Source organism: Pseudomonas sp. P5_B3, from assembly GCF_056400405.1.
Map to the genome: position 1 here is coordinate 93470 of NZ_JBFULI010000013.1, position 19224 is coordinate 112693.

12 protein-coding genes are annotated in these 19224 nt (G+C 60.7%); 6 read left to right on the plus strand and 6 right to left on the minus strand.

All coding sequences use genetic code 11. The features are described 5' to 3' along the window. Nucleotides 1–13 precede the first annotated feature (13 nt). Complete coding sequence (locus AC1DRN_RS10800) at nt 14–2413, plus strand: sensor domain-containing diguanylate cyclase (protein ID WP_477786707.1); 2400 nt, start codon at nt 14–16, stop codon at nt 2411–2413. Nucleotides 2414–2551: 138 nt separating this feature from the next. Here AC1DRN_RS10800 and dacB read toward each other — a convergent pair whose 3' ends face one another. Continuing rightward, on the minus strand, nt 2552–4012 hold the full coding sequence (gene dacB / locus AC1DRN_RS10805) for a D-alanyl-D-alanine carboxypeptidase/D-alanyl-D-alanine endopeptidase (protein WP_223462920.1): 1461 nt from the start codon (nt 4010–4012) through the stop codon (nt 2552–2554). Between the two features lie 234 nt (nt 4013–4246). Here dacB and AC1DRN_RS10810 point away from each other — a divergent pair, with 234 nt between their 5' ends. Continuing rightward, nucleotides 4247–4591 carry a YggL family protein gene (locus AC1DRN_RS10810; protein ID WP_007971486.1) on the plus strand — a complete coding sequence of 115 codons (345 nt, stop codon included), beginning with the start codon at nt 4247–4249 and terminating at the stop codon, nt 4589–4591. A gap of 112 nt (nt 4592–4703) precedes the next feature. On the opposite strand, the gene AC1DRN_RS10815 is transcribed toward AC1DRN_RS10810, so the two are convergent. Further along, nucleotides 4704–5918: a benzoate/H(+) symporter BenE family transporter gene (locus tag AC1DRN_RS10815; protein ID WP_223462919.1), complete on the minus strand. Its 1215-nt coding sequence runs from the start codon at nt 5916–5918 to the stop codon at nt 4704–4706. 373 nt (nt 5919–6291) lie between these two features. Between AC1DRN_RS10815 and AC1DRN_RS10820 the strand changes: the two genes are divergently transcribed. Then, the gene (locus tag AC1DRN_RS10820) at nt 6292–7056 is read left to right on the plus strand and encodes a GntR family transcriptional regulator (protein WP_007993504.1); all 765 of its coding nucleotides are present in this window, start codon (nt 6292–6294) and stop codon (nt 7054–7056) included. Nucleotides 7057–7235: 179 nt separating this feature from the next. Here AC1DRN_RS10820 and guaD read toward each other — a convergent pair whose 3' ends face one another. The 4 genes from guaD to xdhA form a co-directional block, all read right to left on the minus strand. After that, complete coding sequence (gene guaD / locus AC1DRN_RS10825; RefSeq protein WP_223462918.1) at nt 7236–8540, minus strand: guanine deaminase; 1305 nt, start codon at nt 8538–8540, stop codon at nt 7236–7238. A gap of 23 nt (nt 8541–8563) precedes the next feature. Continuing rightward, complete coding sequence (xdhC, locus tag AC1DRN_RS10830; RefSeq protein WP_223462917.1) at nt 8564–9406, minus strand: xanthine dehydrogenase accessory protein XdhC; 843 nt, start codon at nt 9404–9406, stop codon at nt 8564–8566. Between the two features lie 135 nt (nt 9407–9541). Continuing rightward, on the minus strand, nt 9542–11941 hold the full coding sequence (gene xdhB, locus AC1DRN_RS10835; RefSeq protein ID WP_223462916.1) for a xanthine dehydrogenase molybdopterin binding subunit: 2400 nt from the start codon (nt 11939–11941) through the stop codon (nt 9542–9544). Then, entirely contained in the window at nt 11934–13388 is a 1455-nt protein-coding gene (gene xdhA / locus AC1DRN_RS10840) for a xanthine dehydrogenase small subunit (RefSeq protein ID WP_223462915.1), read from the minus strand. The genes xdhB and xdhA overlap by 8 nt, the downstream gene beginning before the upstream one ends. 267 nt (nt 13389–13655) lie before the next feature. Between xdhA and AC1DRN_RS10845 the strand changes: the two genes are divergently transcribed. From AC1DRN_RS10845 to zipA, 3 genes are all read left to right on the plus strand, one after another. Next, nucleotides 13656–14315 carry a GntR family transcriptional regulator gene (locus tag AC1DRN_RS10845; RefSeq protein ID WP_223462914.1) on the plus strand — a complete coding sequence of 220 codons (660 nt, stop codon included), beginning with the start codon at nt 13656–13658 and terminating at the stop codon, nt 14313–14315. Nucleotides 14316–14317: 2 nt separating this feature from the next. After that, nucleotides 14318–17806, plus strand: coding sequence for a chromosome segregation protein SMC (smc, locus tag AC1DRN_RS10850; protein ID WP_223462913.1), 3489 nt, complete (start codon nt 14318–14320; stop codon nt 17804–17806). Between the two features lie 258 nt (nt 17807–18064). After that, nucleotides 18065–18925 (plus strand): cell division protein ZipA, encoded by an 861-nt coding sequence (zipA, locus tag AC1DRN_RS10855; protein WP_223462912.1) that lies wholly within the window; start codon nt 18065–18067, stop codon nt 18923–18925. The last annotated feature ends 299 nt before the right edge of the window (nt 18926–19224 follow it).

Sequence of the window (19224 nt, forward strand, 5' to 3'; positions counted from 1 at the left end):
GAGTTTGCGTTTTATGTCGTTGCACGCCGTGCGCCCCAAGATCCTGGGTTTTATCAGTGAAGATGTTTCGGCCTGGCTGGTCGCGCTGCTGGCATTGCTTGTCGGCGGGGTGCTCACCGGGTTGCTGGCGTGGTCGACGCTGAATCTGTATCACCATCAATTGCGGCAACGTTTCCAACTGCTGGCCAGTGAGCGTTACAGCCGTATCGAAGAGCGTTTCGAAGATCAGGAGCAGCGCCTCGATGGCCTGCGCCGGTTTTTCGCCAACTCCGAATCGGTTTCTCGAGCGGATTTCGACGGTTACACCCAGCCTTTACTGCTGCGAACCCAGGCTTACTCCTTTGCCAAACGGGTCACTCGTGACGAGCGGGCGGCGTTCGAGGGGCGAGTGCGTGACGAAGGCTTGAGCAGCTTCACCCTGAGAGAACTCAACGCTGACGGCCAATTGCAACTGGCCGGTGAGCGAGATGAATACGTAGCGGTCCTGTATAGCCAGACGCAAAGCAGACTCGGCCCCCCCCTCGGTTACGACTTGCTGGCCCAGCCGCTACGGCGTGCCACGCTCGATCGGGCCGATCAGCGTGGTGGCATGGCAGTGTCGCAACCGATGCATCTGGTGAGTATCGAGCCGGCTTATGCGCGAGGCGTGCTGCTGGTCGCGCCGGTCACGCAACGCAACAGTCAAGACCTCAATCTCACGAAGCCCTACGGTTATGTCATGGCAGTGATCAGCATGCGCCAGTTGCTGGCGGACGGACTGCCGGAAGCGAGCCGTGACTATCTCTCGGTGCGCATCCTCGATTTGTCGACCGACAAGCAGCACGAGGTGCTGTTCGAGTCGGCCAACCCGCCGGCTATCAGCGAGTTGTCCGCCACGCGCCTGTTGCGCATGGCCGACCATGACTATCAAGTCGATATCCAGCCCAGCGACGCGTTCGTACAGGCCAACCATTCCTCCGTGAYCAGTCTGGTGGTGTTGGGTGGTTTGCTCAGCGTGTTGCTCAGTGCCTTGCTGTATGTGCTGGTCAGTCAGCGGCAGCGGGCGCTGAAACTGGTCGAGCAACGCACCCGGGAGCTGCGGGATCGAGAACAGGAGCTGCGTCGTACCCATGGTCAGTTGCGTGGCGTGCTGAATGCCGCCACTCAGGTTGCGATCATCGCCACCGACCTGCGTGGCGTCATCAGCACCTTCAATGCCGGTGCCGAGCAGATGCTCGGCTATGCCAGCGCCGAGGTGGTGGGGCACATGACCCTGGAGAACCTGCACCTGCCCCGGGAGCTGGTCGCTCGCTCGGCGGAGTTGAGCGCACGCTATGGCAAGCCGGTTCCAACCTGCCACGCGATGCTGGTCGAAGGCGACGTAGAGGGCAACCACGAGGCGCGGGAATGGACGCTGGTGCGCGACGATGGCAGCCATTTGATGGTCAACATGCTCGCCACGCCAGTGCTCGATGAGCAAGGCCTGTGGGTCGGGCACCTGGCGGTGTGCATCGACATCACCGAACGCAAACGAGTCCACGAAGCGCTCGCGGCGCGGGACCTGCTGTTGAAGAAACTCAGTGCCCACGTGCCCGGTGGCATCTACCAGTTCAAGATGGAGTTCGACGGACGCTTCAGTGTGATCTACGCCAGCGACGGCATTCGCGAGATCTACGAACTCGAATCCGACGTGCTGGTGCTCAATGCCGAAGCGATCTTTACCCGGATTCACCCTCTGGACACCACTCGTGTCCGCGCCTCGATCCGCGCCTCGGCCGACACCCTCAGCCCCTGGCGCGAGGAATACCGGGTGCAACTGCCTCAACGTGGTTTGCGTTGGGTTCGCGGCGAAGCCACTCCGGAGGAACTGCCCGGTGGCGGCGTGCTGTGGCACGGCTACGTCTCGGACATTTCCGATATGAAGCGGGTGGAGGAAGAGTTGCGCGCGTTGTCGGTCACCGATTCGCTGACCGGTATCCACAACCGGCGCTATTTCCAGGAGCGCTTGACCACCGAAATGGCCCGGGTGGAGCGCGGCGGTGGGGATCTGTCGGTGATCATGCTCGATATCGACCATTTCAAACGCATCAATGACCTGCATGGGCATGCCATCGGTGATCGGGTGTTGCAGGCCGTGTGCCAACGGATCGGTCACCGGCTGCGCCGGACCGATGTGTTCTGCCGCCTGGGCGGTGAGGAGTTCATGGTGCTGTGCCCGGATATCAGCGGCGAACATGCCTTTGTGTTGGCCCGGCAATTGTGGCAAGGCTTGCGCAGTTCACCCATTGACGATGTAGGTACGGTCACCGCCAGTTTCGGGATTGCCAGTTGGCGGGCCGGGGAGGGCGCCGATGCCTTGCTGTTGCGCGCGGATTCGGGAGTTTACGCGGCGAAGCAGGCGGGAAGGGATCGGGTAGAAGGGGAGATGAATTAACCCGGGTTGCACGCTAACCCTGTGGGAGCGAGCTTGCTCGCGATAGCAACAGTTCAGTCAGTATTAATGTGACTGACACTCCGTCATCGCGAGCAAGCTCGCTCCCACAGTGGATCTCTGTAGTTCTCAGGGGCCGGGTTACAACACCGAAGCCGTCTGCGGCAGTTTCGGTTGGCGGTACAGGTCGAGCAGCACCTGATCGAGCACCGAAGAGGCGCCAAACGGGGCCTTGTCGTTGAGGATCGCCACCACCACCCAGGTGTTGCCGTTGACGTCGCGACTGAAACCGGCGATCGCCCGCACAGTGTTCAGGGTGCCGGTCTTGACGTGGGCTTCACCGCGCATCGCAGTGGTCTTCAGGCGCTTGCGCATGGTGCCGTCGGTGCCGGCAATCGGCATCGAACTGATGTACTCGGCGGCATACGGGCTGTGCCACGCAGCTTCGAGCATCGAGGCCATTTCCCGGGCGCTGACGCGCTCGGCACGGGACAGGCCGGAGCCGTTCTCCATTACCAGATGCGGTGCGGTGATGCCCTTTTTCGCCAGCCACTGACGCACGACGCGCTGGGCGGCCTTGGCGTCGTCACCATCGGCATCGGTGCGGAAGCGTTGGCCCAGGCTCAGGAACAACTGCTGGGCCATGGTGTTGTTACTGTACTTGTTGATGTCGCGGATGATTTCCGCCAGGTCTGGCGAAAACGCCCGGGCCAGGACCTTGGCGTCTTTCGGTGTTGGCGCCAGCACATCCTTGCCCTGAATGCTGCCACCCAGTTCCTTCCAGATCGCGCGGACGGCGCCAGCGGTGTAGGTCGCGTGGTCGAGCAGCGACAGGTAAGTCTGCGAGCTGCAGCCTTCACCCAGCTGACCGCCGACCGTCACGGTCATGCTGCCGTCGGCCTGTGCCACCGGGTTGTAGCGCACGCCGCCGGTGCACTGTTTGGAATTGAGGGCCTTGACCTGGTTGTCGATACGGATGGTCGCAATCGGCGGTTCCACCGAGATCAGCACCTTGCCCGAGTCATTGCGCGCGACGAAGCGCAGCGCCTTGAGGTTGACCAGCAGCGAATCGGGTTTGACCAGGAACGGTTTGTTCTCGTCGTTGCCGTCGTCATTGAACTCCGGCAATTGCGGTTGCACGAAGAAGGTTTTATCCAGCACCAGGTCGCCAGTGACCTGGGTGACACCGTTGGCACGCAGGTCGCGCATCAGCAACCAGAGTTTTTCCATGTTCAGCTTCGGATCGCCGCCACCCTTGAGGTAGAGGTTGCCGTTGAGAATGCCGCCACTCAAGGTGCCGTCGGTGTAGAACTCGGTTTTCCACTGGTGGTTCGGCCCGAGCATTTCCAGGGCTGCGTAGGTGGTGACCAGTTTCATGGTCGACGCCGGGTTGACCGACACGTCGGCGTTGAACACTGTCGGGGTGCCGGGGCCGGTGAGCGGGATCATCACCAGCGACAGGGCGTTGTCCTGCAACTTGCTGGCTTTCAGGGCTTTTTCAACGTTGGGCGACAACGCGGTATTGATTGGAGCGGCGGAAACGGAGAGGGCCAGGGGGAGAAGAAAACCGGCCAACAGCAATGGACGCAAAGATCTGATCATCTGAAATAAAACCCTACAGTCGAGGGGAAAAAAGATGAGGGCATGGAGATAAATTCCCTCAATGGTCATGAAAGTGTCGGCATTATGCCCCAAGGTGTCACAGCTTGTGCCGTGCGCGGGCTGTCTGATCGGCTATTTTTTTACCGACGGTAGGCATCGTGGCCCAGAGAGTCAGGCAATCGGCGGCTTAAACTGCTAAAGTGCCGGCCGTTATTACTTAAGAGGATTGTTTCAATGGCGACTAACCGTTCCCAGCGTCTGCGCAAAAAACTGTGCGTCGATGAATTTCAAGAGCTGGGTTTCGAACTGAACCTGGATTTCAAAGAAGATTTGGCTGATGAAGCCATTGATGCTTTCCTCGATGCGTTCCTCAAAGAAGCCATGGAAGCCAACGGTCTGGGTTATGTTGGCGGCGACGACTACGGTCTGGTTTGCCTGCAGAAGCGTGGCTCGGTCAGCGCTGAACAGCGCGCTGCCGTTGAAGCCTGGCTCAAAGGCCGCACCGAGCTGACCAGCGTTGAAGTCAGCCCGCTGCTGGACGTCTGGTACCCGGAAAAGCCGATCAATCCGGTAGCTTGATGTTCCAGTAAAAAACGGCGACTCAAGGGTCGCCGTTTTTTTTGCTTTTTTTGTAGGAGCGAGCTTGCTCGCGATGAACCTGAGAGCGCTGCGGGGTCTCAGGTTTCCAGCGTTATCGTTGACGACCATCGCGAGCAGGCTCGCTCCTACAGGTCAGGATCAGCAGAGTCACCACCCCCGCGACAATCCCCCAGAACGCCGAACCGATGGAAAACAGCGTCAGCCCCGATGCCGTGACCATGAAGGTGATCAACGCTGCTTCACGTTCCTTCACTTCGCTCATGGCGATGCTCAAGCCGTTGATGATCGAGCCGAACAGCGCCAGCGCCGCAATCGACAGCACCAGCTCCTTGGGCAGCGCGGCAAACAATGCCGCGAGCGTCGCGCCGAACACCCCGGCGATCCCGTAGAAAATCCCGCACCAGACGGCTGCGGTGTAGCGCTTGTGGCGATCCTCATGGGCGTGCGGTCCGGTGCAGATCGCTGCGCTGATCGCCGCCAGGTTGATCCCGTGGGAGCCGAACGGTGCCAGCAGCAAACTGGCGATGCCGGTGGTGGTGATCAGCGGCGAGGCAGGCACCGTGTAGCCATCGGCGCGCAATACGGCGATACCGGGCATGTTTTGTGAGGTCATGGCGACGACAAACAGCGGGATGCCAATGCTGATGGTCGCGGCCAGGGAGAAGTGCGGCGTGGTCCAGACCGGCGTCGCCACCTCCAGGTGAAAACCGCTGAAGTCCAGCAGCCCCATGAAGCCTGACAATGCCGTGCCGATCAGCAATGCTGCCAACACCGAATAGCGTGGCGACAGGCGCTTGACCACCAGATAAGTGACAAACATCCCCAGTACCAGGGCGGTGCGGTGTTGCGCTGCGACGAAAATCTCGCTGCCGATCTTGAACAGGATCCCCGCCAGTAGGGCGGCGGCCAGGGATGCGGGAATCTTTTTCATCAGCCGTTCGAAGCTGCCGGTCAGCCCGCAAATCGTCACCAGCACCGCGCAGGTAATATAGGCACCAATGGCTTCGCCGTAGCTCACGCCGCCCAGGCTGGTGATCAGCAGCGCGGCGCCGGGGGTCGACCAGGCAATGGTTATCGGCGTGCGATAGCGCAGGGACAGGCCAATGGAGCACACCGCCATACCGATCGAGATGGCCCAGATCCACGAAGAAATCTGCCCGCTGCTCAGGCCCGCCGCTTGCCCGGCCTGAAACATCAGCACCAGGGAGCTGGTGTAGCCGGTCATCATGGCGATGAATCCGGCGACGATGGCCGAGGGCGAGGTGTCGGCCAACGGGCGGAGCTGCGTTTGGGTGGCGTCGTTCATGACGGATGGTGTTCCTTTTACAAATGAAGATGTCCGCGGCAACGTCTGAACCCCTGTGGGAGCGAGCTTGCTCGCGATAGCGGTGGATCAGCCAACAGGAGTGCTGAATGTGACGCCGCCATCGTCGGAACGCCGCCCGGAGCAAGCTCGCTCCCACAGGGATCGCGTTACAAAGGCGGATTCTACGAACAAGCCTAAACTCAAAAGTAACCAGACGTTGCAATACAGCCGTAGCAACATTCAGCCGTACAGTCGTGTTGGCACTAACCATTGTGTACAATCACAGTGTTATTTACGCGATACTTGCCAGCGACCCACCGTGCCGTAATACAGTCACCGTCAATTCGCCGCAGTTCTTCCGACTCGAGTGCCCATGAACGAACAGTTGCAACCCCTAAAGAAACAACCGCGAGCAGGCAAAGCCGGCCGTAGCGGCACCCAGGACGATATTGTCTACGCGCATATCTTCGAGGCCATCCTCGAACAGCGCCTGGCGCCCGGCACCAAGTTGAGCGAAGAAGCGCTGGGGGAAATTTTCGGGGTCAGCCGCACCATCATTCGCCGCGCCTTGTCGCGCCTGGCCCATGAAGGCGTGGTGCTGTTGCGTCCGAACCGCGGTGCCGTCGTCGCCAGTCCGAGTGTCGAGGAGGCGCGCCAGGTGTTCATGGCCCGGCGTCTGGTCGAGCGCGCGATCACTGAGCTTGCGGTGCAGCACGCCACCGCCGAGCAGATCGCCGAACTGCGCCAGATGGTCAACGACGAGCGCGACAGCTTTTCCCGTGGCGACCGTGGTGCCGGCATCCGCCTGTCGGGCGAATTCCACCTGAAACTGGCCGAAGCGGCGAAAAACGCCCCGTTGATCAGTTTCCAGCGCAGCCTGGTGTCCCAGACTTCGCTGATCATCGCCCAGTACGAAAGCGGCAACCGCTCCCACTGCTCCTACGACGAGCACACCCAGTTGATCGACGCCATCGAAAAACGCGACGCTGAACTGGCGGTCGACCTGATGATGCACCACATGGATCACATCGACAGCAAGCTCAACCTCGACGAAGAAAGTGCTTCGGATGATCTGCATGCGGTGTTCTCGCATTTGTTGCAGACCAAGAAGCCAGGGCGGTCGACCGCGAAACTCTGATAGACCGCGTCGCGCCTATCGCCAGCAGGCTGGCTCCCACAGGGTTTTGTGTCGAATGCGAAATTTGTGATCACTGAAGATCAACTGTGGGAGCGAGCCTGCTCGCGATGACGATCTGACAGGCAATAAAAATCCCCCGGGCTGTACAGCGACGGGGGATTTTTTATGGGCGCAAACTTTTAGCGCTGATGCACCAGATTCCCCGCCGCATAAGTCTGCAGCACAGTCCGGTCATCACCCAGCGTCATCAACACAAACAACGTCTCGGCGATGTTATTGGCCTGCTTCAGGCGATAGCCCAGCAGCGGCGTGGCGTTGTAGTCCAGCACGAGGAAGTCGGCGTCGGTGCCCGGTTGCAGGTTGCCGATCTTGTCTTCCAGGCGCAGTGCACGGGCGCCGCCGAGGGTCGCCAGGTACAGCGACTTGAAGGGGCTCAGGCGTGCACCTTGCAGCTGCATGACCTTGTAGGCTTCGTTGAGGGTTTGCAGCAGCGAGAAACTGGTGCCGCCGCCCACATCGGTGCCGATGCCGACATTGAGCTTGTGCTTCTCGGCCATCGGCAGGTTGAACAGGCCGCTGCCGAGGAAGAAGTTCGAGGTCGGGCAGAACGAGATGGCTGAACCGGTTTCCGCCAGTCGCGCGCACTCGTCATCGCACAGATGCACACCGTGGGCGAATACCGAGCGCTCGCCGAGCAACTGGTAGTGATCGTAGACGTCCAGGTAACCCTTGCGCTCCGGGAACAGCGCGTTGACCCACTCGATTTCCTTGAGGTTTTCGCTGATGTGGGTCTGCATGTACAGATCCGGGTATTCGGTCAGCAATTGGCCGGCCAGGGTTAGCTGTTCCGGAGTGCTGGTCGGTGCGAAGCGTGGGGTGACCGCGTAGTGCAGGCGACCCTTGCCGTGCCAGCGCTCGATCAGCGCCTTGCTTTGTACGTAGCTGGATTCGGCGGTGTCGGTCAGGTAGTCCGGGGCGTTGCGGTCCATCATCACCTTGCCGGCGATCATCCGCAGGTCCAACTGCTCGGCGGCTTCGAAGAACGAGTTCACCGATTGCGGATGCACGCTGCCGAATACCAGCGCAGTGGTGGTGCCGTTGCGCAGCAGTTCCTTGATGAAAATCTCCGCGACTTCATCGGCATGGGCTTTGTTGGCGAACTGGCTTTCGCACGGGAAGGTGTAGGTGTTGAGCCAGTCCAGCAATTGCTCGCCGTAGGCACCGACCATGCCGGTTTGCGGCAGGTGGATATGGGTGTCGATGAAACCTGGAGTGATCAGTGCATCCTGGTAGTGGGTGATTTCGACGTCAGCCGGCAGGGTCGGCAGCAATTCGCTGGCGTGGCCGAGGGCGCTGATTTGGCCGTTATCCACAACCAGCAAGCCGTCTTCGAAATACTCGTAGGAGGCTTCGATGCCCACGATGGCGGGGTCGGCGATGCTGTGCAGGATGGCGGCGCGGTAGGCTTTGCGAGTCAGTGGCATGGGCGTTCTCAAATGGTGGCTCTTTAGTTCGACGCTTGGCTGCGGCGTGACGCAGGCAGCAGTTTGGCAATCGATCCGGCGCTGGCGGTGTGCTGCCCGAAGTTCGCGTTATAGGTGGCGATGATTTCGCCGGCGATGGAGATGGCGATTTCCACAGGCAATTTGCCTTTGACTTCGCCGATGCCCATCGGGCAGCGCATGCGTTGCACAACGCTGCTGTCGAAACCGCGGTCGCGCAGGCGATGTTCGAACTTCACGCGTTTGGTCTTCGAGCCGATCAGACCGAAGTAGGCGAAGTCGTTGCGCTTGAGGATCGCAGCGGTCAGTTCGAGGTCGAGTTGATGGTTGTGGGTCATCACGATGCAATAGCTGCCGGCGGGCAGGTCATCGATTTCATCCACCGGTTCTTCGCTGACGATCTTGCGCACACCGTGGGGGATCTGCTCGGGGAATTCTTCCTCCCGCGAGTCGATCCAGCGCACCCGGCAGGGCAGGCCAGCGAGCAGTGGCACCAGTGCGCGGCCCACGTGGCCGGCACCGAACACGGCGATCTGCGCCTGCACCTGGCCCATCGGTTCGAACAGCAATACCGTCGCACCACCGCAGCATTGGCCCAGGCTGGCGCCGAGGCTGAAGCGCTCCAGATGCGTGTCCTGCTTGCCGCTGGCGAGCATCTCGCGGGCGATCTTCATGGCCTTGTATTCCAGGTGCCCGCCACCGATGGTGTCGAAGCTCTGGTTCGCGCTGATGACCATCTTCGAGCCAGCGTTGCGCGGCGTCGAGCCGAGCTCTTCGATGATAGTGACCAGCACGCAGGGCTCACCCCGGTTTTGCAGGTCGGCGAGGGCGTCGATCCAGTTGTACATGTTCACCTCGACATCTGTGTGTCTGTTAGTCCGCCATCGCGAGCAAGCTCGCTCCCACATTGGATTTGTACAGGTCCATCAGTCAGCACATAACCCTGTGGGAGCGAGCTTGCTCGCGATAGCCGCACCTCGGTCTTAGAGCGAAGCCAACTCGGTCTCGGCTTCGACAGCCTTCGCCGCCTTCAACTGGCGCATCTGCTCACAACCCCACAACACCCGCTCCGGAGTCGCCGGTGCGTCGATTTTCGGTTGATGCTTGTAATCGCCCAGGCTTGCCACCGCGTCCTTGATCGCACACCACGAGGCAATGCCGAGCATGAACGGCGGCTCGCCCACAGCCTTGGAATGGAACACCGTGTCTTCCGGGTTCTTGCGGTTTTCCACCAGCTTCACCCGCAGGTCCAGCGGCATGTCCGCCACGGCCGGGATCTTGTAGCTGGCCGGGCCATTGGTCATCAGCTTGCCCTTGTTGTTCCACACCAGCTCTTCCATGGTCAGCCAGCCCATGCCCTGGATGAAACCGCCCTCGACCTGACCGATGTCGATGGCCGGGTTCAGCGAGGCGCCGACGTCGTGGAGGATATCGGTGCGCAGCATCTTGTATTCGCCGGTCAGGGTATCGACCAGCACTTCGCAGCACGCCGCGCCGAAGGCGAAGTAGTAGAACGGCCGGCCACGGGCCTGGCTGCGGTCGTAGTAGATTTTCGGGGTCTTGTAGAAGCCGGTGCTCGACAGCGACACCTGGGCGAAATACGCCTGCTGAATCAGTGCTTCGAAGGTCAGGATGTGATCGCGAACCCGCACGTGGCCGTTGTGGAATTCCACGTCTTCTTCGCTGACCTTGTATTGGCGAGCGGCGAATTCCACCAAGCGTTGCTTGATGGTTTCGGCAGCGTTCTGCGCGGCCTTGCCGTTCAGGTCGGCACCGCTGGAAGCGGCGGTCGGCGAGGTGTTCGGCACTTTGTCGGTGTTGGTCGCGGTGATCTGCACGCGGTCCATTTCCACCTGGAACACTTCGGCCACGACCTGCGCGACCTTGGTGTTCAGGCCCTGGCCCATTTCGGTGCCGCCGTGGTTGAGGTGGATGCTGCCGTCGGTGTAGACGTGCACCAGTGCTCCTGCCTGGTTGAGGAAACTCGCGGTGAAGGAAATGCCGAATTTCACCGGGGTCAGCGCCAGGCCTTTTTTCAGGATCGGGCTGTTGGCGTTGTAGCGACGGATCGCTTCGCGACGCTCGGCGTACTGGCTGCTTTCTTCAAGTTCCGCGGTCATCTCTTCGAGCATGTTGTGCTCGACAGTCTGGTAGTAGTGGGTGACGTTGCGCTCGGTCTTGCCGTAGTAGTTGGCCTTGCGCACCGCCAACGGATCCAGGGCCAGGTGCCGGGCGATGGCGTCCATCACTTCTTCGATGGCGACCATGCCTTGCGGGCCGCCGAACCCACGGTAGGCGGTGTTCGATGCGGTGTTGGTCTTGCAGCGATGACCGTTGATGGTCGCATCGCCCAGGTAGTACGAGTTGTCCGAGTGGAACATCGCCCGGTCGACGATCGACGCCGACAGGTCAGGGGAGCAACCGCAGTTGCCGGCCAGTTCCAGGTTGATGCCGTGCAGGCGGCCGGTGCTGTCGAAGCCGACGTCATACTCGACATAGAACGGGTGACGCTTGCCGGTCATCAGCATGTCTTCGACCCGCGGCAGGCGCATCTTGGTCGGCTGGCCGGTGAGGTGCGCGATCACCGCGCACAGGCACGCGGGGCTCGCCGCCTGGGTTTCCTTGCCGCCGAAACCGCCGCCCATGCGGCGCATGTCGACGACGATTTTGTTCATCGACACGTCCAGCACTTCCGCCACCAGTTTCTGCACTTCGGTGGGGTTTTGCGTGGAGCAGTAGACGATCATGCCGCCATCTTCGGTGGGCATCACCGAAGAGATCTGGGTTTCCAGGTAGAAGTGCTCCTGGCCACCGATGTGCAGGGTGCCCTGGATGCGATGTTCGGCAGTGGCCAGCGCCGTGGCTGAATCGCCGCGTTTGTGGGTGTGACTGTCGAGTACGAAGTGGCGTTTGCGCAGGGCTTCGACCACATCCAGCACGGGCTCGAGGTCTTCGTATTCGATGATCGCGGCCATGGCCGCTTTACGCGCGGTTTCCAGGTCTTTCGCGGCAACGGCGACCACCGGTTGACCGACGAATTGCACGGTGTCGATGGCCAGCAGAGGATCGCCCGGCAGCAACGGACCGATGTCCTTCAGGCCAGGCACGTCTTCGTGGGTGATGGCGATGCGCACGCCTTCGAAGGCGTAGCAGGGGGCGGTGTCGATACTGATGATCCGGGCGTGGGCACGGTCCGACATGCGCGCATAAACGTGCAACTGGTTCGGAAACTCCAGGCGATCGTCGATGTACTGCGCTTCACCGGCCACATGCTTGGCGGCGCTGTCGTGCTTGACGCTGCGGCCGACACCGGTGGTCAGGTCCTTGGCGAACAGTTCAGCCAATTCGGCTTGGGTCTTCTCTACGGCGTGATGATTAGACATAAGCGGTCACCCGAGTCTCGATGTGCGGTGTTTGCAGTTCGATGAAGTATTTGCGCAGCAGGTTCTGCGCGCTGAGCAGGCGATATTCCTTGCTGGCGCGGAAGTCCGAGAGCGGCGTGAAGTCTTCGCCCAGGGCAGCGCAGGCACGCTCGATGGTGGCGTTGTTGAACGGCGCACCGAGTAACGCGGCTTCGCAGGCGGCGGCGCGCTTCGGGATAGCCGCCATGCCACCAAAGGCGACGCGGGCTTCAGCGACTACACCGTTTTCCAGGCGAATGTTGAAGGCGGCGCACACCGCCGAAATGTCATCGTCCAGACGCTTGGAGATCTTGTAGGCACGGAACAGTTTTTCGGCGCTGGCACGCGGCACGATGATCTTCTCGATGAACTCGCTTTCCTGACGCGCAGTGACGCGGTAATCGATGAAGTAATCTTCCAGCGCCAGGGTGCGGCGGGTTTCGCCCTTGCACAGCACGATTTGCGCGCCCAAGGCGATCAGCAGGGGCGGTGAGTCACCAATCGGCGAGGCGTTGCCGATGTTGCCGCCAAGGGTGCCCTGATTGCGGATCTGCAAGGACGCGAAGCGGTGCAGCAATTCACCGAAGTCCGGGTACTCGGCGTTCAAGGCCTCGTAGCAATCGGACAGGGCCGTGGCGGCGCCGATTTCCAGGCGGTCGTCAAAACGTTCGATGCGCTTCATCTCGGCGACGTTGCCAACGTAGATCATCACCGGCAGGGTGCGGTGGAACTGCGTGACTTCCAGCGCCAGGTCGGTACCGCCGGCCAGCAGGCGGGCCTGTGGATAGGCGTCATAGAGGTCGGCCAGGTCGGCCACGGTCAGCGGCACCAGGCAGCGTTTGTCGCCGCTGTTGAGTTCGCCGATATCGGTCGGGGCAATGGCTTTCAGGCGCGCGATGGTGTCGGCCTCGCGGGCGTCGAACTGGTCCGGCTGCTTGGCGCAGCAGGACTGCTCGGCGGCTTCCAGGATCGGCCGGTAGCCGGTGCAGCGGCACAGATTGCCGGCCAGTGCTTCGTGGGCCTTGGCATGGTCCGGTGCATCGCTGTTCTTTTGCAGGGCAAACAGCGACATCACGAAACCGGGGGTGCAGAAACCGCATTGCGAGCCGTGGCACTCGACCATGGCTTTCTGCACGCTGTGCAGTTCACCCTTGTGCTTGAGGTCTTCAACGCTGATGAGCTGTTTGCCGTGCAGGGACGACACGAACGTCAGGCACGAGTTGAGGCTGCGATAGCGAATGTGTTCGCGGCCGTCATCATCCGTTTGCAACTCGCCGACCACCACGGTGCAGGCGCCACAGTCACCGCTGGCGCAGCCTTCTTTGGTACCGGGTTTGCCCACATGGTCGCGCAGATAATTGAGCACGGTCAGGTTCGGGTCCAGGGCGTGCTCGCTACGGAGTTCCTGGTTTAGTAAAAACTGGATCACGGAAGGCCTCGCAGACTCATTATTGTTGTTAACCGACAGGAACTGAATTTAGCAGGTCTGACTTTTCGGTCAATGATTTTCTGACTTAAAGGTCAGGAAATTGCAATTTGTCGATCAACCACCTGTTCCTTAATTATTGTCGTTGGTTCGATAGCCTGCTTTTTTGCTTGAATCGTGCCAAAAACCTCCGGACGGGCACTCCGCCCTGATGCAGCAATTGCGCTACACTGCGCCGCTTGTACAGATCGAAGAGTTTGAAGGACAACCATGACGTTCAAGGCGCCGGACAGCCTCGCCGAGCAAATCGCTCACCACCTCGCCGAACGTATCATTCGCGGCGAAATGAAGCCCGGAGAGCGCATCCAGGAACAGAAAGTCACGCTGGCCCTCAATGTCAGCCGTGGTTCGGTTCGCGAGGCCTTGCTGATCCTCGAGCGTCGGCACCTGATCGCGATCCTGCCGCGACGTGGCGCCCACGTTACCGAACTCACCGCGCACAAGGTGCGGAGTCTGTGCACGCTGATGAGCGAGCTCTACATTCTGCTCGGTAACTCGGTGGCCAGTGGCTGGAAAACCCAGGCCGACATGGCGCCGTTCTTGCAGATCCAGCAGCGCCTGACTGCCAGCTACGAGCGTCAGGACATCCGCACCTTCGTCGACGATAGCTTCAATGTGATGCGCGCCGCGTATCCGTTCGCCAACAACCCGTACTTGCAGGAAACCGTCGAGAATCTGCAACCGGCCATGAGCCGTGCGTATTTCCTCGCGCTGGACCAGCGCAAAGCGTCGATGAGCGAATTCCTGGAACTGTTCGAGCGCTTGCTCGCTGCCGTGCTGGCCCGTGACTTTCCGCAGATCCGCGAAGTGCTGACGGCTTACGCCCAGCGCAGTTGCGATCTGGTGGTTTCTGCCCTGACGGACGCTTAAACGTGCGGCTCAAGTGCATCAAGCTGGCGGGGTTCAAGTCCTTCGTCGACCCGACCACGGTGAACTTCCCCAGTAACATGGCGGCAGTGGTCGGGCCCAATGGCTGCGGCAAGTCGAACATCATCGACGCCGTGCGTTGGGTGATGGGCGAGAGCTCGGCGAAGAACCTGCGCGGCGAGTCGATGACCGACGTTATCTTCAATGGCTCCACCAGTCGCAAACCGGTGAGCCAGGCGAGCATCGAACTGGTGTTCGACAACTCCGACGGGACACTGCTTGGCGAGTACGCCGCCTATGCGGAAATTTCCATTCGCCGCAAAGTGACCCGCGACAGCCAGACGACTTACTACCTCAACGGCACCAAATGCCGCCGCCGCGACATCACTGACATCTTCCTCGGCACCGGCCTTGGCCCGCGCAGCTACTCGATCATCGAGCAGGGGATGATTTCCAAGCTGATCGAGTCCAAGCCCGAAGACCTGCGTAACTTCATCGAAGAAGCCGCAGGCATCTCCAAGTACAAGGAGCGCCGGCGAGAGACGGAAAACCGCATCCGCCGCACCCACGAAAACCTCGAGCGCCTGACCGACCTGCGCGAAGAGCTTGAGCGTCAACTAGAACGCTTGCATCGCCAGGCCGAGGCCGCCAAGAAGTATCAGGAATTCAAGGGCGAGGAGCGTCAGCTCAAGGCCCAGCTGTCGGCCCTGCGCTGGCAGGCGCTGAACGATCAGGTTGGCCAGCGTGAAGCGATCATCGGCAACCAGGAAGTTTCTTTCGAAGCCCTGGTCGCCGAGCAACGTAACGCCGATGCGAGCATCGAGCGCCTGCGCGACGGGCATCACGATCTCTCGGAACGCTTCAATCTGGTGCAGGGACGCTTCTACTCGGTCGGTGGCGACATCGCCCGGGTCGAGCAGAGCATCCAGCACGGTCAGCAGCGTTTGCGCCAGTTGCAGGACGACCTGAAAGAGGCCGAGCGCGCACGCCTGGAAACCGAATCGCACCTGGGCCACGACCGCACGCTGCTGCTGACCCTCGGCGAAGAGCTGGACATGCTCACCCCGGAGCAGGAAGTCACCAGCGCCGCCGCCGAAGAGGCCGCTGCCGCGCTGGAAGAATCCGAAACCACCATGCACGGCTGGCAAGAGCAGTGGGATACGTTCAACCTCACCGCCGCCGAGCCGCGCCGTCAGGCCGAAGTGCAGCAGTCGCGGATCCAGCAGCTGGAAACCAGCCTGGAACGTCTGGCGGACCGGCACAAGCGCCTTGGCGAAGAACGCGCCTTGCTTTCGGCAGATCCCGAAGACGCGGCAATCATGGAGCTCAGCGAGCAGCTCGCTGAATCCGAAGCGACCCTTGAAGATTTGCAGACCAGTGAAGAAGCTCAGGTCGAAAAGCTTGAGCAATTGCGTCAGGAGTTGCAGCAGGCGCTGTCGGCGCAACAGCAGGCCCAGGGCGATTTGCAGCGCCTCAACGGTCGACTGGCTTCACTCGAAGCCTTGCAACAAGCCGCGCTCGATCCGGGCACCGGCACCGCCGAATGGCTGCGCGATCAGAATCTTGCGGATCGCCCGCGCCTGGCCGAAGGCCTGAAGGTTGAAGCCGGTTGGGAGCTGGCGGTGGAAACCGTGCTCGGCGCCGACCTGCAAGCGGTGCTGGTGGACGACTTCAACGATTTCGATCTGTCCGGGTTTGCCCAGGGCGATTTGCGTTTGCTCAGCCCGTCCAGCGATGGCGTACGGGTGCCGGGCAGCCTGCTGGACAAGGTCGAGGCGCAGCTCGATCTGTCGCCATGGCTGGGGCAGGTCAAGCCGGTCGACAGCCTCGAGCAGGCCTTGGCCTTGCGCGGTCAACTGGCCGTCGGGCAGAGCCTGATCAGTCGTGACGGTTACTGGGTTGGACGGCATTTCCTGCGGGTGCGTCGGGCCAGTGAAGCGGAAAGCGGTGTGCTCGCTCGCGGTCAGGAAATCCAGCAACTGGGCCTTGAGCGTGAAGAGCGCGAAGCCGCCGTCGAAACCCTGGAAACCCGGCTGCAGAATCTCAGGGCGCAGCAGCGTCAGCAGGAAAACGGTCGCGAACATTTGCGCCGTTTGCTGCAGGACGAAGCACGCCAGCAAGGTGAATTGAAGGCTCAATTGTCCGCCGGCAAAGCCAAGGCCGAACAATTGACCCTGCGCCGTAGCCGCCTCGACGAAGAGCTCACCGAGCTGGACGAGCAGCGGGCCCTGGAGCACGAAAACATCGGTGAAGCGCGCCTGCAATTGCAGGAAGCCCTCGACAGCATGGCGCTGGACACCGAGCAGCGTGAGTTGCTGTTGGCCCAGCGCGACAGCCTGCGTGAGCGTCTTGACCGGGTACGTCAGGAAGCCCGGCAGCACAAGGATCACGCCCACCAGTTGGCGGTGCGTCTGGGCTCGCTCAAGGCGCAGCACGATTCCACGCGCCAGGCGCTGGAGCGTCTGGAGATGCAGTCCGAGCGGCTGACGGAAAAACGCGAGCAACTGAGCCTCAATCTGGAGGAGGGCGAAGCACCGCTGGAAGAGCTGCGCCTGAAACTCGAGGAGTTGCTCGACAAGCGCATGACCGTCGACGAAGAACTCAAGACCGCGCAGATCACCCTCGAAGACGCCGACCGCGAACTGCGCGACGCCGAAAAGCGTCGCAGTCAGGCCGAACAGCAATCCCAGTTGATTCGCAGCCAGCTCGAAACCCAGCGCATGGAATGGCAAGCCCTGAGCGTGCGCCGCAAGACCTTGCAGGACCAATTGCTGGAAGACGGCTACGATCTCCACGGCGTACTCGCGACATTGACTGCAGAGGCCAGCGAGAAAGAGGCCGAGGAAGAACTCGAGCGTATCGCCGCGAGGATTCAGCGTCTGGGCGCGATCAACCTGGCGGCCATCGATGAGTACCAGCAACAATCGGAACGTAAACGTTATCTGGATGCGCAGAACGACGATCTGGTGGAAGCGCTCGATACCCTTGAGAACGTGATTCGCAAGATCGACAAGGAAACCCGTAACCGTTTCAAGGATACCTTTGATCAGATCAATGGCGGTTTACAGGCGCTTTTCCCAAAAGTTTTCGGTGGAGGCCGCGCGTATTTGGAACTGACGGGCGAAGATCTACTCGATACAGGGGTAACAATCATGGCGCAGCCGCCAGGAAAGAAGAACAGCACCATCCATTTGCTCTCCGGCGGCGAAAAAGCCCTGACTGCATTGGCCCTGGTTTTTGCGATCTTCAAATTGAACCCGGCGCCGTTCTGCATGCTCGATGAGGTTGACGCGCCGCTGGATGACGCTAACGTTGGACGCTACGCGCGATTGGTAAAAGAAATGTCACAGACAGTGCAGTTCATCTATATCACCCACAACAAGATCGCCATGGAAATGGCCGAACAACTGATGGGGGTAACGATGCATGAACCCGGTTGCTCACGTCTGGTGGCGGTGGATGTCGAGGAGGCGATGGCAATGGTGGATGCCTGAGTCGTGGTTGCAGGAAAGGGTGTTTACGGTTTGTAGGACTCTTTTACTGGCTTCGACTTGCTGGCCAATCGACATATTCGCGCTAGCCAATGTGGTAGACGGTGTAAAGTTACCTTTGGTCGTGCTAGTTTAATGTCAATTTTTCGTATACGTGGGCAAAACGCCTGTCAGAACATAGAGTTGGCGCCACGTTTTAAAGCGGTTTGCAGGTTGTAAACCCCTTATTTTTCAGCATTTTTCATAGAGGCACGGGATTACATGGAAATCGGTCTGCGCGAGTGGCTGATCGTCATCGGCATTATTGTCATTGCCGGTATTCTTTTCGATGGCTGGCGCCGTATGCGCGGCGGCAAGGGAAAACTGAAGTTCCGTCTTGATCGAAGTCTGTCCAGCCTGCCAGACGAGGAAGGCAGCACCAGCGCCGAGCTGCTGGGCCCGCCGCGCGTGCTGGACACACATAAAGAGCCGCAACTGGACGAGCAGGATCTGCCGTCGGTGAGCATGCCGGCCCGCGAGCCTCGCGAGTCGGGGTCCAAGCGCGGCAAGCGTGGCCACGGCGAACCTTCCCAGGGCGATATGAACCTCAGCCTGGATCTGGACGGCGGCCCGAGCTTCAGCAGCCGCGACGACGATTTCCCGGATGACACCAAGGCTTCGCCAGCGGTCAACGGCAAAGAACAACCGCAAGCTGAAGAAGTGCTGGTGATCAGCGTGATCTGCCGCGACGCTGCCGGCTTCAAGGGCCCGGCGCTGTTGCAGAACATTCTGGAGAGCGGCCTGCGTTTCGGTGAGATGGATATTTTCCACCGCCACGAAAGCATGGCCGGCAACGGTGAAGTCCTGTTCTCCATGGCCAACGCGGTCAAGCCGGGCGTATTCGACCTGGACGACATCGACCACTTCAGCACCCCGGCGGTGAGTTTCTTCCTGGGGCTGCCAGGCCCGCGTCATCCGAAGCAGGCCTTCGATGTGATGGTGGCAGCGGCGCGCAAATTGTCCCAGGAGCTCAACGGCGAACTGAAGGACGACCAGCGCAGCGTACTGACCGCCCAGACGATCGAGCATTACCGTCAGCGGATCGTGGAATTTGAACGCCGCGCCCTGACCCAGAAACGTTGATTGAAATGGTTATTCCCGCGCGGTGCGCGGGATAATCGGCAAAACAGATTGAGCAGCCTCGGCTGCTCTTTTGCTTGTGCGCCAGGCATGGCGCGTTGCGCGTAAGCGCAACCAGCTTGGCTGTGGTGGCCTCGCTGGTGACTTGGAGGTGAAAGTCCTCTACACACCCGGCAAGGGGAAGTGTTAGCCAGAGGCAAGGGTGTCGCGGGTGACTGCGAATCTGAAGGAAGCCCGAGGCAAAATGCTGGCCTGACGAACAGGAAGCGGATAGAGGCGGCGCAGCGGGGTAAGAAGGCAAG